Annotated in this window: 13 protein-coding genes; 7 read left to right on the top strand and 6 right to left on the bottom strand. The window is 70.3% G+C overall.

Features of this window, described 5'->3' with window-relative positions:
* Positions 1–41: 41 nt before the first annotated feature.
* Both BLT62_RS03665 and yczR read right to left on the bottom strand, forming a co-directional pair.
* Complete coding sequence (locus tag BLT62_RS03665; protein WP_083362844.1) at positions 42–3317, bottom strand: efflux RND transporter permease subunit; 3276 nt, start codon at positions 3315–3317, stop codon at positions 42–44.
* 75 nt (positions 3318–3392) lie between these two features.
* Positions 3393–4865 (bottom strand): MocR-like transcription factor YczR, encoded by a 1473-nt coding sequence (yczR, locus tag BLT62_RS03660; RefSeq protein WP_083362843.1) that lies wholly within the window; start codon positions 4863–4865, stop codon positions 3393–3395.
* A gap of 61 nt (positions 4866–4926) precedes the next feature.
* On the opposite strand from yczR, the gene yczE reads away from it, so the two are divergent.
* Together yczE and BLT62_RS18280 are read left to right on the top strand one after the other, a co-directional pair.
* Entirely contained in the window at positions 4927–5589 is a 663-nt protein-coding gene (gene yczE / locus BLT62_RS03655) for a membrane protein YczE (RefSeq protein WP_197675162.1), read from the top strand.
* Between the two features lie 54 nt (positions 5590–5643).
* On the top strand, positions 5644–5772 hold the full coding sequence (locus BLT62_RS18280; protein WP_269457796.1) for a hypothetical protein: 129 nt from the start codon (positions 5644–5646) through the stop codon (positions 5770–5772).
* Here BLT62_RS18280 and BLT62_RS03650 read toward each other — a convergent pair.
* From BLT62_RS03650 to BLT62_RS03640, 3 genes are all read right to left on the bottom strand, one after another.
* On the bottom strand, positions 5769–6335 hold the full coding sequence (locus BLT62_RS03650; RefSeq protein ID WP_231919331.1) for a GNAT family N-acetyltransferase: 567 nt from the start codon (positions 6333–6335) through the stop codon (positions 5769–5771). The genes BLT62_RS18280 and BLT62_RS03650 overlap by 4 nt on opposite strands.
* 438 nt (positions 6336–6773) lie before the next feature.
* On the bottom strand, positions 6774–7520 hold the full coding sequence (locus BLT62_RS03645) for a DUF4097 family beta strand repeat-containing protein (RefSeq protein WP_083362840.1): 747 nt from the start codon (positions 7518–7520) through the stop codon (positions 6774–6776).
* A 176-nt stretch (positions 7521–7696) separates the two neighbouring features.
* Positions 7697–8455: a MerR family transcriptional regulator gene (locus tag BLT62_RS03640; protein ID WP_083362839.1), complete on the bottom strand. Its 759-nt coding sequence runs from the start codon at positions 8453–8455 to the stop codon at positions 7697–7699.
* Between the two features lie 213 nt (positions 8456–8668).
* On the opposite strand from BLT62_RS03640, the gene BLT62_RS03635 reads away from it, so the two are divergent.
* Positions 8669–9535: a DUF4097 family beta strand repeat-containing protein gene (locus BLT62_RS03635; protein WP_083362838.1), complete on the top strand. Its 867-nt coding sequence runs from the start codon at positions 8669–8671 to the stop codon at positions 9533–9535.
* Positions 9532–10167: a PadR family transcriptional regulator gene (locus BLT62_RS03630; RefSeq protein ID WP_083362837.1), complete on the top strand. Its 636-nt coding sequence runs from the start codon at positions 9532–9534 to the stop codon at positions 10165–10167. Before BLT62_RS03635 ends, BLT62_RS03630 begins: the two co-directional genes overlap by 4 nt.
* Before the next feature lie 261 nt (positions 10168–10428).
* Here the strand turns inward: BLT62_RS03630 and BLT62_RS03625 are convergent, their stop codons facing one another.
* Positions 10429–10659 (bottom strand): hypothetical protein, encoded by a 231-nt coding sequence (locus BLT62_RS03625; RefSeq protein ID WP_083362836.1) that lies wholly within the window; start codon positions 10657–10659, stop codon positions 10429–10431.
* An 81-nt stretch (positions 10660–10740) separates the two neighbouring features.
* On the opposite strand from BLT62_RS03625, the gene BLT62_RS03620 reads away from it, so the two are divergent.
* The 3 genes from BLT62_RS03620 to BLT62_RS03610 all read left to right on the top strand — a co-directional run bounded on the left by BLT62_RS03620 (position 10741) and on the right by BLT62_RS03610 (position 14769).
* Positions 10741–11211 (top strand): MarR family winged helix-turn-helix transcriptional regulator, encoded by a 471-nt coding sequence (locus BLT62_RS03620; protein WP_231919330.1) that lies wholly within the window; start codon positions 10741–10743, stop codon positions 11209–11211.
* An 81-nt stretch (positions 11212–11292) separates the two neighbouring features.
* Positions 11293–12555 carry a glycoside hydrolase family 1 protein gene (locus BLT62_RS03615; protein WP_083365290.1) on the top strand — a complete coding sequence of 421 codons (1263 nt, stop codon included), beginning with the start codon at positions 11293–11295 and terminating at the stop codon, positions 12553–12555.
* A 135-nt stretch (positions 12556–12690) separates the two neighbouring features.
* Complete coding sequence (locus BLT62_RS03610) at positions 12691–14769, top strand: APC family permease (protein WP_083362834.1); 2079 nt, start codon at positions 12691–12693, stop codon at positions 14767–14769.
* Positions 14770–14980: the final 211 nt, after the last annotated feature.

The raw sequence follows: 14980 nt of genomic DNA, 5'->3' as shown, positions 1-14980 counted from the left end.
AGTCGTCACACCGATTCAACCAACGTCCCTGGGCAGTACAGCTAGGCGGCGGGGACCGGCTCCGGCTCCGCGGCGGGGCCCTCGGCCGCGGCATCCGCCTCGGCCTTGCGCAGCCTGCGCTTCTCGCGCCCGCCCTCGACGAGCGAGTAGAGCACGGGCAGCACCACGAGCGTCAGCAGGGTCGACGAGACGAGACCGCCGATGACGACGATCGCGAGCGGCTGCGAGATGAAGCCGCCGTGGCCGGTGATGCCGAGCGCCATCGGCAGCAGCGCGAAGATCGTGGCCAGCGCGGTCATCAGGATCGGGCGCAGACGCCGGGAGGCACCGTGCTCGAGGGCGTCGCGCACACGCATGCCCCGGTCGCGGTACTGGTTCACGAGGTCGACGAGCACGATGGCGTTGGTGACGACGATGCCGATCAGCATGAGCACGCCGATCAGCGAGGCGACGCCGAGCGGCACACCGGAGATCACCTGCAGCGCGATCGCGCCGGTCGCCGCGAACGGCACGGACACGAGCAGCAGCAGCGGCTGCAGCAGCGAGCGGAACGTCGCCACCATGACGATGTAGACGATCAGGATCGCCACGAGCAGCGCCAGGCCGAGCTGCGAGAAGGCGTCGGCCTGGTCGGCCGTCACGCCGCCGATCGACGCCGTCGTGCCGGCCGGGATGTCGGCCGCGTCGACAGCCTGGGAGACCTCGGCGCTGGCGGTGCCGAGGTCGTCGCTGTTCGGGGTGGCGGTGACGGTCGCGCTGCGCAGGCCCCGCACGGTGGTGATGGATGCCGGCCCCTCCGCCTGGGCGACGCTCGCCAGCGAGTCCAGGCGCACCGGCCCCGTCACCGTCGGGATCTCGAGCGCGGCCAGCGCCTCGATCGTGCTCGGCGGGTTCGCCGAGGCGATGTAGATGGTGAGCGTGTTCTCGTCGATCACGATCGAGCCGGCCTGGCGCGGCTGCATCGCCTGGGACACCACGCTGCCGAGCGCGACCTCGCTGTAGCCGGCCGCGGCCGCCTCGTCGCGGTCGACCTGCACCGCGATGTAGGTGCGCGACTCGGAGAGGTTGGTGCTGGTCTGCGAGACGGCGTCCAGCTTGCTGAGCGCGGACTCGATGGTGTCCGTCGCCTGCTGGAGGTCGGCCGCGTTGGAGGCGGTGATGTCGACCTCGATGTCGCTGGAGGCGCCGAAGCCGCTCGAGGCGGCGATGGTCACGTCGCCGACATCCGTCAGCTTGTCCAGCTCTGTGCGCACCTCGGCCTGGATCGCCGCGTTGTCTGCACCGTCGGCGGTGGTGATCGAGTAGGTGATGGTGGAGCTGCCGCCGCCGAAGACGGCCCGCAGCCCGGTGCCGCCGCCGATCGAGGTCTGCACGATCTCGACGCCGTCGGTGTCGCGCAGTACCTGCTCGACCTCGGTCGAGGCGGAGTCGAGCGCGGCCAGGCTGGTGCCGACTGGCAGTTCCTGGCTGACCTGGAAGGTGTTCTGGCCGGAGTCGCCGAGGAAGTTCGTCTTCATCAGCGGCAGCATTGCGATGGTGCCGCCGAGGATGAGCACGGCCACCAGCAGGGTGGCGACGCCGTGGTTCAGGGTCCAGCGGATGATGGGCAGGTAGCCCTTCTGCAGGCGGGAGGGGTGCTCCAGCTCATCGATGCCGGTCTCCTCGGCCAGCGCCTCTGTCGAGGTGCCCGAGTGCTTGTGCGCCTCGGAGGGCTTGAGGAGCCAGTAGGCGAGCACCGGCACGATCGTGAGGGAGACGAGCAGGGAGGCGAGCAGGGCGATCGTCACGGTGAGCGAGAACGGCCGGAACAGCTCGCCGGTGACGCCCTCGACGAGCGCAATCGGCACGAACACGGCCACCGTGGTGATGGTCGACGCGGTGATGGCGCCGGCCACCTCCTTGACGGCCCTGACGATGGTCGCGGCCTTGTCCGGCCCGGCGACGAGGTGCCGCTTGATGTTCTCGATGACGACGATGGAGTCGTCGACGACGCGCCCGATCGCGATGGTGAGCGCACCGAGGGTGAGGATGTTGAGGGTGTAGTCGGCGGCCTGCAGCCCGATGAAGGTGATCATCACCGAGGTCGGGATGGAGATCGCGGTGACCAAGGTGGCCCGCACCGAGAGCAGGAACAGCAGGATGACGAGCACGGCGAAGACGAGGCCGAGCGCGCCCTCGACGGCGAGCGACTCGATCGACTGCTCGATGAACGGCGCCTGGTCGAAGACGACCGTGAAGGTGGCTCCGGGGTTCGTGGTGTCCAGCGAGCTCTGCAGCGACGGCAGCAGGTCGCGCACGGCGTTGGACACGTCGACGGTGTTGGCCGCGGGCAGCTTGGTGATCGCGATGGTCAGCGCCGGCTGGCCGTCGACGCGGGAGATGCTCGTGGCCGGGTTGTTCTCGAGGGCGACGGTCGCCACGTCGGAGATCGTCGTGGGCAGCGGGGTGCGCGCGGCCTGGGCGGCGGCCTGCGCCTGCGCCTGGCCCTGGGCCTGCGCCTGCGCTCCCGCATCGCCGCCGAGCGCGCCGCTGTCGGCATCCGGGAAGGCATCGGCGTCGACCGGGGCGGCCTGGGTCGCGCCCAGCACGGGCAGCGCGGCGAGCTCGTCGAGGGTGGTGATGCGCGTGCCGGTCTGCACGGAGAAGGTCTTGTCGTCCTCGGTGATCGTGCCGCCGGGCAGCAGCACGCCGTTCTGCGAGAGGGCGTCGGTGATGGCGGTGACCGAGATGCCGCGGGCGGTGAGCTCGGCCATGTTCGGGGTGATCGTGACGCGCTGGCCGACCTTGCCGACGATGCTCGCCTCGCGCACGCCGTCGATGTCCTGCAGCTCGCCCAGGGTGGTGCGGGAGATCTCGTCGGAGAGCGCGCTGACGTCATCCGCGCCGGTGACGGCCACCTGGATGACGGGGAAGTCGTCGAGGCTGAGCGCGAGCACCTGCGGCTCGGCGCCGGAGGGCAGCTGGCTGGAGATGCGGTTGATCGCGCTGAGCAGCTTCTGCTCGGCGAAGGCCATGTCGGTGCCGTAGGTGAAGGAGGCGCTGACGATGGAGACGCCCGTCTCGCTGGTGGTCGACGTGGACTCCAGGCCGGTGACGCCCTGGATCGCGGTCTCGATCGGCGTGGACACGTCGGTGTTCACTACGTCGGGCGATGCGCCGGGGTACGTCGTCATGATCGCCAGCTGCGGGAAGGCGATCGACGGCGCGAGCTCCTGCTTGAGGCTGGTGAGGGCGAGACCGCCGAAGATCATCACGACCACCGTGGTCAGTGCGATCAGCGCGCGGTTCTTCATGGAGAGCGCAGCGAGAAGGTGCATTGCGCCATTCTTGCAGGGCGCGGCGGGCGCGGCGTCATCCGCTGGATGGTGTTGTTCGGCCGGGGCTTCCGCGCGTTAGACGACGTCGGCGAGGTAGCCGGCATCCGGCACCGGATGCCGCAGCAGCGAGCCCCAGGCGAGGCCGAGCGCGTCGACGGCCCGCGTCGTCTCCTCGGCCGAGTAGCTGATCGGCAGCCGGAGGAAGCGCTCGAACGCACCGTCGATGCCGAAGCGCGGCCCGGCCGCGATGAGCAGCCCGTGGTTGCGGGCGGCGAGGGCGAGCTGCGAGCTGACCGGGGAGCCGAGGTTCACCCAGGTGGCCAGGCCGCCGTGCACGTGCGGCACGGTCCACTGCGGGAACCGCTCGGCGAGCAGCTGCTCGAGGTGGTCGCGTCCCGCGCGGAGCTGGGCGCTGCGCAACTCGAGGATGCGCGGCATGTCAGGCAGCAGCTCGGTCGCGATGAGCTGCTCCAGAATCGGGGTGCCCAGGTCGCCCGGCGCGCGCAGCCCGATGAGCTTGCGGATCAGCGGCTTCTCGGCGCGGATCCAGCCGATGCGGATGCCGCCCCACACCGTCTTGCCGAGCGAGCCGACGAGCACGGCGTCGCCGTAGGCGGCCATCGGCAGCGGGGCGTCAGGCCGGTCGATGTCGAGTTCGGCCGTGGTCTCATCGGCCACGATGACGGTGCCCTGCTTGGCGGCGGCGGCCAGGATCCGCTCCCGCTGGACGGCGTCGAGGGAGCGCCCGGTCGGGTTGTGGAAGTCGGGCATGAGGTAGCCCATGGCGGGGTTGGACTGCCGGATCGCCTGCTCGAAGCCGGCGGTCTCCACGCCGCGCTCGCCGGCATCCGGTCTCGGCGACTGCGGTGTGGCGCTCACCGGCACCAGCCGCGCGCCGGCGGCCCGCAGCGCCTCGTAGGCGTGCGGGTAGGTCGGTTGCTCGATCAGGGCGCGGTCGCCGCGGCCGATGAGCGCCCGGGAGAGCAGGGCGATGGCGTGCTGGGCGCCGATCGTGACCATGATCTGCTCTGGCCGGGTGGGCAGCCCGCGTGCGGTGTAGCGCTCGGCGATGGCGGCGCGCAGCTCGGGGATGCCGACGGGGTCGTAGCCGGCGTCGCCGAGGTGGCGCGGCAGCTCGTCGACGGCGCGGCGGCTGGCGTCGGTGAGCCAGGGCAGCGCCGGCATGGCCGCCTTGCTGAGGTCGAGGTAGCCGCGGTCGCCGGGAACGGAGAGCATGCCGGGGCTGCCGTTCAGGCAGGTGATGCTGCCGGAGCCGCGCACGCTCTGCAGGAACCCGAGCTCGCGCAGCTGCCGGTAGGCGGCGGTGACGGTGGTGCGGCTGAGCTCGAGGTGCTCGGCGAGCTCGCGCTCGGCGGGCAGCCGGGTCTCGACGGGGATGCGGCCGTCGATGACGAGCAGGCGGATGCGGTCGGCGAGCGCGCCGTAGGCGGGGCCGGCATCCCGCCACTCGCCGAGCAGCGGGGCCAGGGCACGGGCGCTGAGGGTGCGCGCGCCGCTGCTGAGCACGGTGGACAAGGCGGTGACCATGAGGCCACTTTAGGCGAATTGGCTATTGGAGGGAAGGCCACTTATGCAATTGGATTGCAAGGTGGCTTCTTCGACTCACTCCCTGCCCCCCGTCACCGGCCGGCTCCCGCTGCGCTTCGCCCAGCTGCTCGTCGGCCTGTTCCTCTACGGGATCGGGATCGCGCTCATCGTGCGCGGCGAGATCGGCGCCGCCCCCTGGGACGTGCTGACGCAGGGCATCGCGAAGCACACCGGCCTGAGCTTCGGCCTCATCACCGTGCTGACCAGCGCTGTCGTGCTGTTGGTCTGGATCCCGTTGCGGCAGAAGCCCGGCATCGGCACGGTGCTGAACGCCCTGCTCGTCGGCCCCGCAGCCGACATTGGCCTGGCGCTGATCCCGACCGGGCTCGACCTCTGGGTGCGCATCCTGCTGTTCGTGGCCGGGCTGCTCGTGCTGGCGGTCGCGACCGGGCTGTACATCGGCGCGCATTTCGGCCCCGGCCCGCGCGACGGGCTGATGACAGGGCTGAACGCCCGCACCGGCTGGGCGATCTGGAAGGTGCGCACCGGCATCGAGCTGACGGTCGTCACGCTCGGCTGGATCCTCGGCGGCAACGTCGGGCTCGGCACCGCCGCGTTCGCCGTGCTCGTCGGACCGCTCTGCCAGTGGGCCATCCCGTTCTTCGCCATCAAGCCGCGGGCCACGGATGCCGCGGCGCCCGTGCTCGACCCGGCCGCGGGTTAGCGGCATCCGGGGCTCTGCCACCGGAATCCAACGCACAGAAAGGAACCACTCGTCATGCTTCTCCTCATGATCGCACTCGCACTCCTCGCCGCCTGGGCCGTCATCGCGGCGGTGGTGACCGCCGCTCGCGACGGCTACCGCGCGGTGCCCGACCGGCACCCGGAGCTTCGCGCCGCCCGCTAGCGCTGCGTGGCCGTGAGCAGCGAGTACATGTACATGTCTCGCGGCGTTCCATCCACGATCTGCCACGAGCGCATCAGCCCCTCGCGCACGAAGCCGGCGCGCTCGGCGGTGCGCCAGGATGCCTCGTTCCACGGTTCGACGTAGAGCTCGAGGCGGTTCAGCTGGGGCAGCGTGCACGCCCAGTCGCAGAGCACCGCGAGGGCGGCGGCGGCAAGGCCGCGCCCGCGTGCTGATGGGCGGAGCCAGTAGCCGATGCTGGCCCGCCCGTGACGCTCGTCGCGCAGCCAGAGGCCGATCTGCCCGATGGCCACGTCGTCGGCATCCGCGATGGCGAAGGAGTAGCCCGCACGTCGTCGCAGCCGATCATGCTGCCGTCGGATGAAGGCCAGCGCCTGCTCCTGGTCGGCGTCTTCCGGCACCGTGGTGATCAGCGGGACCAGTCGGTCGCGGCCGGCTTCTCGGATGGCATCGACGTCGTCGCCCCGAAACGCCCGCATGCTGAGAGCGGGGCCTTCGAGGCGCGGCAGGATGAGCGGCACGTCGGGCTGGTCGGGGCGGCTCACAGGGACCATAGTGGCACGGCGCCGGCCCCGTGCCCGGTGACCGAGCGGTTCCGCGGGCACGGCAGACACAAACTCAGGACCAGCGGCACGACACGTCGTCGGCGAGGCCAGCGGCGCTGTGGTCCTGAGTTCTCGAACGGCCGACCGCAGCTCCCCGCTGGCGGGACGGCCAACAGCCCCTCCCCGCTGGCAGGACGGCCGACAGCACCTCCCCCGCTGGCAGGACGGCCAACGGCCCCTCCCCGCTGGCGGGACGGCCAACAGCCCCTCCCCGCTGGTCGAGTAGGCCCGCCAGGGCCGTATCGAGACCCGGCATCCAAGCCGGAACCGTGCCACGCACGAGGTCTCGATACGCTCGTTCCTCGCTACTCGACCAGCGGAGTCTCGACGGGATCGACCAGCGGAGTCTCGACGTGCTGGACCAGCGGGGAGACGCGACTAGTTGCCGGCGTCCAGCGGCTGGACCGTGATGGAACCGTTGGAGGTGCCGAGCTCGAGCAGGAAGTCGCCGTTCGGATCGGTGGGGATGTTGATGTTCCTGGAGCCGAGCGATGTCTCGGCCTCGACCTGGAACGAGCCGCTCGGCACGTGCACCGTGATGGAGCCGTTGGAGGTGTTCGCACGCACGTTCTGCGCCTTCTCGAGTTCCAGCTCGATCGAGCCGTTCGAGGTCTTGACCCGGATGCCCGAGCCATTCAGCTCGCTGCCCTCGATCCGACCGTTGCTGGTGGAGGCCTCCACCTTGCCGGCCACCTCCTCGAGCGAGATGCGGCCGTTGCTGGTCGCCACGTCGACGTCGTTCACGCCCTCCAATTCGATCGACCCGTTCTCGGTGACCCCGCTCACGTCGACGCCGATAGGCAGTTCGACCGTGTAGTCGATGCTGCAGCGGTTGCCGCACCCGCTCAGCAGCAGCTCGCCGCTGCCGACCTCGTACGTCGCGCCGAACTCTCGCTTATTGCCCCAGTAGTTGATCTCGCGCTCGATGCGGATGTCGGTGGCTCCCGCCACGCCGTGCACCGAGATGCTGCCGCTGCTCGCCTCGAAGTGGATCGTGCTGACCGAGTCGGTGAGCGTCGCGGTGTCCGTCGTCTTGTGGGCGGGCAGCAGGGAGCATCCGCTGAGGGCCAGCGCCGCGATGGCGATGCCGGCCGCGGCCGTGACTGCTCGAACTGTGGTGCGCATGATCGTTCTCCTCTGTGGCGGCGACCCATGCGGGAGCCGCGGTCCGTCGTGTGCAACGTTACGCGGGCCGCGCGGAACCGTCACGGGGGCAATCCCCCGGAGCCGACGGGGTGGTGGCCTCGGTCGCACGCTCCCTCGAGCCAGCGGGCGCGGGCGGCCGGGGCTGAACCAGGCGGCTAGAGCTGGCGGTCGGCGAAGACGGTCAGGGCGGCCCGCACGAACTCGGCGCCGGTGGTGCCGCCGTAGTTCGCGGCGAAGCGCTCGTCGGCCACGTACATCTCGGCCAGCCCGAGCAGGTAGTCGCGGGGCGGGCCGCTCGTGCCGCCGCCCGGCGTGCCCGGGATCCCCCGCAGCCACTCGAAGTGCCGGAGGGCGAGCGCCTGCGCCTCGTCGCTGCCCGGGTCGACGCCGCGCGCCGCGGCAGCCGCCCAGTCGGCGGCGAGTTGCTTCTGCCGCGCCTGCCAGTCGCCCTTCTCGGCGTCGCTCATCGAGCTCCACCAGGCGTCGCCTGTCGCGTACGCCGCCTGTCCCCATCGCTCTTCGACCTCGTCTTTGTACTGCGAGTTGTCGAAGCCGTCGAACATGTTCTCAGCCATGAGCTGCTTCCCTTCTTCCAGAGTGTGAATCGTGTGCCGCACCGAGGCGATCTGCCGCGCCAGCCGGTGCTGCTCCTGCTGCAGCCAGTCCAAGTGGCCGCGCAGCGCCTGCCCCTCGTCGCGCTCGTTGGCGAGCACCTCGGCGATGGCGGGCAGCCCCAGGCCGAGCTCGCGCAGCAGCAGGATGCGCTGCAGCCGCACGAGCGCGGCCTGGTCGTAGTGGCGGTATCCGTTGGCACCGACGCGGCTCGGCGCCAGCAGGCCGGTCTCGTCGTAGTGCCGCAGCGTGCGGCTCGTCGTGCCGGCCAGCTTGGCGATCTCCTGGATCGACCAGTCCATGTGCGCCCCCCTTCCGTGTCGGGTTCCCCAGACGGATGCCGGTAAGACCTCCGCATGACTCGAGCCTAGAAGTTGACGTTGCGTCAATGTCAACAACTCCCGGCAACTTTCACTTGACGCCCGCGGAAACGCGATATATCGTGAATTTCAGTAACACGCGATATATCGCGTGTGCACCGGTTCGGCACCCGCCGCCCACACAAGGAGAACGCAATGGCAATCGAGAAGTGGCTCATTCAGCCCGGCGACAGCAAGGTCATCGACCTGGAACTCGTGCGCAAACTCAAGGTCGGCATGATCGGCGGAAAGATCGACGTGCTCGCCCACGACGAGCCCGGCGCCCGCGTCGAGGTGAACTCGGTGACCGGCAAGGAGCTCAGGGTGGAGATCGACGGCGACCGCCTCGAGATCGACCACCCCCAGCTGCGCTGGGACAACTTCCTGGACGTGTTTAAGGGGTTCACCGGCAGCGCCAAGGCCGAGGTGAGCGTGCTCCTTCCGCGCGACGTCGCCATCAAGCTCGGCGTCGTCTCGGCATCCGCGCTCGTCTCCGGCTTCGTCTCCGACGCCAAGCTCAGCACGGTGACCGGCGACGTCGTCGTCGACCACCTGATCGGCGACCTCGACGTCAACACGGTCAACGGCGAGATCTCGGTCGGCCACCACACCGGGCGCATCGACATCAACACCGTCTCCGGCGATGTCGTCGCCAGCGGCGCGATCACCCGATTCAGCGCCGACGGCGTCTCCGGCAACATGATCCTCGACGTCGTCGGAACCCCGGCGGAGGTCAACACCAACACCGTCTCGGGCGACCTCACCGTGCGCATGGACGCCGGCCGCGGCGAGCGCTACCGGGTGAACACGGTCGCCGGCACCGTCTTCCTCGACGACACCAACTTCAAGGGCACCCTCGGCAAGGGCTTCGAGCGCGTCATCGGCGAGCTCTCCGGCAGCTGGCTCGACCTGCAGGCGAACTCGGTCTCCGGCAACATCTCGATCGTGCGCCGGCACGGGGCCTCCACACCCGACTCCGACACCGGCTTCACGGTCACCCACGACGGCGAGGCGTCGGCATGACCCCGCCGGTGTTCGCCCACGGCAGCCTGCGACTGTACCTGCTCGCCCTCCTCGCCGAGCAGCCGCGGCACGGCTACGAGCTGATCCAGGCTCTGAGCGACCGCTTCGGCGGCAGCTACATCCCGAGCGCCGGCACGATCTACCCGCGCCTGGCCAAGCTCGAGGAGGAGGGGCTGGTCAGCAAGGAGACCGACGGGCGCAAGACGACCTACTCGATCACGGATGCCGGCCGGGCCGAACTGGAGGCCCGCCGCGGCGAGCTCGACTCGATCGAGGAGGCGATGACTGACTCGGTGCGACGCATCGCCGACGAGGTGCGGGCCGGAGTCAACGACGCAATGCGGAGCCTCCGCGCCGATCTGGCGAGCGCCGCGCGGAGCGCCAAGCAGGCCGGCAAGACGGAGTCGGCGAAGGCCGCGGCTTCAGCGGGAGCGAACGCGCAGGCGATGCAGGAGTCGGCCAGGGCCATGCACGACGCCGAGCTGACGCTGAACCAGTTCCGGCAGGAGATGCGCACGGAGCTGCGCACGCAGGCGGCCCGGGCCAACGTGCCGATCGAGGCGGCGACCGTGCTGCGCGAGCGGCTGGACGCCGTGCGCGCGGAGGTACTCGGCCTGCTGCGGGCCCCGTAGCGGCAGCGGTCGCCGCAGCGGCAGCGGTCGTCGCAGCGGCAGCGGTCGCCGCAGCGGCAGCGGTCGCCGCAGCCTCCGACCGCGACCCTCGGCACGCGCCCTGCGCCACTTCGTCGGGCTCCGCGCCACATGATGTGGCGCGGAGCCCGACGAAGTGGCGCAGAGTGCGCGTGACGCGCGAGCGCGGGGTGTGCGGTGCGGGGTGCGCGTGCGAGGTGCGAGGTGCGCGAGCGCGGAGTGCGCGCGAAGTGCGGGGTGCGGCTACTCGGGGCGCGGGCAGTACAGCTGGGTGCGCTCGCCCGAGCGGTCGATCTCGTGCTCGTCCATCGGGATGCCGCAGAGCGGGCAGAGCCGCGGCGCCGGCACGGCCGGCGGGGTCTCGTTGTACGGCCCGAGCGGGGGCGGGCCGATGTAGGGCACGAGCTTCCGGTTGAGTCGATCGAAGAGCCCTGCGAGCTTTCCGCCCGCGCCGTCATTTTTGCTTCGTGCCATAATGGTTAGTGTACTAACTGATTCCCGGGTCCCCAAACCGTGGGGACAGGCACACAGGAGATGCGAAGGCAGGCGACACGAGTGAGCAGCACACCGGCGAAGACTCAGGATGAGACGGCCCCCGTCGACCTGCTCGCGCTCGAGAGCCAGGTCTGCTTCGGCTTGGCCGTGGCCGCGCGCGGCGTGATCGGCGCCTACCGCCCCATCCTCGAGCCGCTCGGCCTCACCCACCCGCAGTATCTCGTGATGCTCGCCCTCTGGCAGGCGAGCCCGCGCACCGTGCGCGAGCTCGGCGAGGCGCTGCAGCTGGAGCCGGCCACCCTCTCGCCCCTGCTCAAGCGGCTGGAGGGCATCGGCTACGTCACCCGCGCCCGCAATCCGCACGACGAGCGCGCCCTCGACGTGTCGTTGACGGATGCCGGCCTGGCCCTCCGCGAGCAGGCGCTGCAGATCCCGCCGCAGATCATCGCCCGCCTCGGCATGAGCCTGGACGAGCTCGCCGAACTGCGCACCACCCTCTCCCGCGTGATCGCCGCCGTCGGCGCGGAGTAACGCACAGAGCAGCGCGCGGCTCGGGCATGCAATCCGAGCCAGGCGGTGTACGAATCGCCGGAACAGGCGAACAATGAGGGCATGAGCAATCTCCGGGCTCCCCAGGGCGATGCCGGCTCGGCTCGCCACTTCCCCGCCGACTTCCTGTTCGGCGCGGCGACCGCCGCCGGGCAGAGCGACGGCGCGGCCGACGACGTTGCGCTGATGAGCGAGATCGGCCTGCAGGCCTACCGCTTCTCCAGCTCGTGGGCGCGCGTCTGCCCCAGCGGCGGGCCGCCGGAGCCCCGCCACATCGACGCCTACTCGCGGCTGGTCGACGAACTGCTGAGTGCCGGCGTCATGCCCTGGCTGACCCTGTACCGCGGCGAGCTGCCACAGCCGCTCGCGGAGCGGGGCGGCTGGGCGAACCGCGACACCGCCCACCGCTTCGCCGACTATGCGTCCGGCCTGCACGCGGCGCTCGGCGACCGGGTGCCCGTCTGGCTGACGCTGGGCGAACCGTGGGGGCCCGGCGGGCTCGACCTCGCCGAGGGTCCGGCCGCGCCACACCACCGGCTGCTCGCCCATGGCCTGGCTGCCGAGGCGCTGCGCGAGCAGGATTCCGAGATCCGGCTGGGCGTGACGCTGAACCTGACCGCCGCACTGCCGGCCGATCCACGCAGCGCAGGCGACCTCGACGCCGCCCGCCGTGTCGACGCCCAGTTCAACCGGGCCAGCCTCGACCCGATCTTCCGCGCCAGCTACCCGGAGGACTTCCTCGAGGATGCCGCCGGCATCCGCCTGCAGCAGCATGTGCACGCCGGCGACCTCGAGAAGATCGCGCAGCCGATCGACCTGCTCGGCGTCAACTACTACCTCGGCGCGACCGCGAGCGAGCCGGCGGGCGCGCCGCCCACCCCCGGCGTCGGCGACCCGACCCGGATGCCGTCGCCCCCGCTGCCGTGGTCGCCGCTCACCGCGATCGACTGGGCGGTGCGGCCAGACGGACTGCGGGAGACCCTCGTCCAGGTCGAGGCCGAGTACACCGGTCCCGCCCACGTCGAGCTGTTCGTCACCGAGAACGGGGCCGTCACCGACGACACCGTCGAGCCCGACGGCGTCGTGGACGATGCCGAGCGCACCGCGTTCCTGCGCGCGCACCTCGGCGCCGTGCTGGATGCCGAAGCCACCGGCGTCGACGTGCGGGGCTACTTCTATTGCTCGCTGCTCGACACGGCCGAGGCGGTGCAGAGCGCCGAGGGCTGCTCGGGGCTCGTGCACCTGGACCAGTCCGGCCGGCGCACACTCAAGCGGAGCGGCTCGGAGTACCGCCACATCATCGCCGCCCGCGCACTCAGCGCATAGATCGGCGCTCAGCTCGGCGCTCAGTTCGGCGCAGATCCCGCCCCGCACGCACGAAATCACCGCAGGGGCCGGCGACCGTGAGGATTCCGTGAGGACCGCTTGCCTTTCCCGCGCGCAGGCGTAGGCTGACCAGCCGTGACGAAAGACCTCCCCTCAATACCTGCGGAACCGCGTTCCGCAAAACACTGGATCATCGGGGATCCTCTCCCCAGCGAGAAGCTCGAAGGACAGCTGCTGCCCAAGCACCTCGCCCTGCCGATCTTTGCCAGCGACCCGCTCTCCTCCGTGGCGTACGCGCCGCAGGAGCTGCTGATGATCCTGATGATCGGTGGCCTCGCCTTCCTCAGCTTCGCCCCCTGGGTGGCCCTCGCCGTCGTCGTGCTGCTCGTCACCGTCGTCGCCAGCTACCGCCAGCTGATCAAGGCGTACCCGTCCGGCGGCGGCGACTACGAGGTGGCCAGCCGCAACCTCGGCGAGAAGTCCGGCCTCGTCGTGGCATCCGCCCTGCTCGTCGACTACGTCATGACCGTCGTCGTCTCGGTGGCCTCCGGCGTCGACAACATCATCTCGGCCATTCCAGAGCTCAACCCGTTCCGCGTCGAGCTGGCGGTCGTCTTCGTCATCATCCTCGCCGCGGTCAACCTGCGCGGTGTCAGCGAGTCGAGCAAGGCGTTCGCCATCCCCACCTACCTCTTCATCAGCAGTGTCGCGTTGATGATCGTCGTTGGCCTCGCCCGCACCCTGCTCGGCGATGCCCCGGTCGCCGAGTCGGCCGGCTATGCCGTGCAGGCCGAGCAGCTGACCCAGGCCGCCGTCATCCTGCTGCTGCTGCGCTCCTTCGCCAGCGGATGCAGTGCGCTCACCGGCGTGGAGGCCATCTCGAACGGCGTGCCGGCGTTCCGGGCGCCCAAGATCAAGAACGCCCAGCGCACGCTCGTGTTGATGGGCGGCATCGCGATCGCGCTGTTCGCCGGCCTCACCACCCTCGCCCTGATCACCCAGGTGCATTACGCCGAGAGTGCCTGCAATCTGATCGGCTTCGTCGACTGCGAGACCAAGCCGCAGCGCAGCCTGATGGCGCAGGTGGCCGCCGCGACCTTCGGCAACAACACGATCCTGTTCTTCATCATCCAGGCCGCCACCGCACTCGTGCTGCTGCTCGCCGCCAACACGGCCTTCAACGGCTTCCCACTGCTCGGCTCGGTGCTCGCCAAGGACGGCTACGCGCCGAAGTCGCTGAGCACCCGCGGCGACCGCCTAATCTACTCGAACGGCGTGCTGCTACTGGCGCTGGCGGCGATCGTCATCCTCGCCGTGTTCCAGGCGAACCTCACCGTGCTGATCCAGCTCTACATCATCGGCGTCTTCGTCTCGTTCACCCTCGGCCAGACCGGCATGGTGGTGCACTGGCTGCGCGCACTGAAACAACCGAAACCGGACCGCGGCGCCATCTGGCGCGGCCTCACCATCAATGCGCTCGGCGCCGTGATGACCGCGGTGGTGCTGCTGGTCGTGACCATCACCAAGTTCACCCACGGCGCCTGGCTCGTCTTCCTGATGATGCCGGTGCTGTTCCTGCTGATGCTCGGCGTGAATCGCTACTACCGCGACGTGGCGCGGGAGATCGAGGTGGATCCGACCACGATGTTCGGCTCGCAGGGCGACCACGCCATCGTGCTCGTCGGCAACATGCAGAAGCCCGTGCTCAAGGCCCTCGACTATGCGATCGCCGCGCGGCACGAGTCGCTGGAGGCGGTGCACGTCTCGATCGACGACGAGCAGACCAGGCAGTTGAAGAAGGACTGGGTGCGCATGAACATCCAGGTGCCGCTGCGGGTGATCAGCTCGCCGTACCGCGACATCAGCCACCCGTTGATCCAGTACGTGAAGTCGCGGCGGGAGGAGCACGGCTCCGAGGTGACCACGATCTACATGCCGCAGTACATCGTCGGGCACTGGTGGGAGGGGCTGCTGCACAACCACAAGGCGCGCCGGGTGCGGCAGAAACTGATGCTGGTGCACGGCGTGACGATTGCTCTGGTGCCGTGGCTGCTGGACTCCAGCGAGCTGATCTACGGACGCCGCTCGCGCCCGGTCCCCGGCCAGGACCGCCGCGGCGAGCCAGTGCGCCCCGTGCGCCCGGTGCAGCGCAAGCCGATCGCCCCGGCCTCCGGCACCACGACGCGCAACCGGCCGCCCCGCAACAAGCGGTAGGCGCGGCCCGGCCGGTGACGGTCCCCCACCCGCTGGTCGAGTAGGCCCGCCAGCACCCGCTGGTCGATTAGGCCCGCCAGCACCCGCTGGTCGAGTAGGCCCGCCAGCGGCGGCCCCCGCCCGCTGGTCGAGTAGGCCCGCCAGGGCCGTATCGAGACCCTGACACGACTCGAAACAGTTCCACGCACAAGGTCTCGATACGCTCGTTCCT

The sequence above is a fragment of the Microterricola viridarii genome (assembly GCF_900104895.1).
Lineage (GTDB): Bacteria > Actinomycetota > Actinomycetes > Actinomycetales > Microbacteriaceae > Microterricola > Microterricola viridarii.
This window is presented reverse-complemented; position numbering and strand designations above follow the sequence as displayed.

Excerpts from the sequence above, each read along its gene's own strand:
- BLT62_RS03615 (WP_083365290.1), top strand. The coding sequence starts at position 11,293 with ATGAGCAATCTCCGGGCTCCCCAGGGCGATGCCGGCTCGGCTCGCCAC.
- BLT62_RS03665 (WP_083362844.1), bottom strand. The coding sequence starts at position 3,317 with ATGCACCTTCTCGCTGCGCTCTCCATGAAGAACCGCGCGCTGATCGCA.
- BLT62_RS03625 (WP_083362836.1), bottom strand. The coding sequence starts at position 10,659 with ATGGCACGAAGCAAAAATGACGGCGCGGGCGGAAAGCTCGCAGGGCTC.
- BLT62_RS03645 (WP_083362840.1), bottom strand. The coding sequence starts at position 7,520 with ATGCGCACCACAGTTCGAGCAGTCACGGCCGCGGCCGGCATCGCCATC.
- yczR (WP_083362843.1), bottom strand. The coding sequence starts at position 4,865 with ATGGTCACCGCCTTGTCCACCGTGCTCAGCAGCGGCGCGCGCACCCTC.
- BLT62_RS03630 (WP_083362837.1), top strand. The coding sequence starts at position 9,532 with ATGACCCCGCCGGTGTTCGCCCACGGCAGCCTGCGACTGTACCTGCTC.
- BLT62_RS03635 (WP_083362838.1), top strand. The coding sequence starts at position 8,669 with ATGGCAATCGAGAAGTGGCTCATTCAGCCCGGCGACAGCAAGGTCATC.
- BLT62_RS18280 (WP_269457796.1), top strand. The coding sequence starts at position 5,644 with ATGCTTCTCCTCATGATCGCACTCGCACTCCTCGCCGCCTGGGCCGTC.
- BLT62_RS03640 (WP_083362839.1), bottom strand. The coding sequence starts at position 8,455 with ATGGACTGGTCGATCCAGGAGATCGCCAAGCTGGCCGGCACGACGAGC.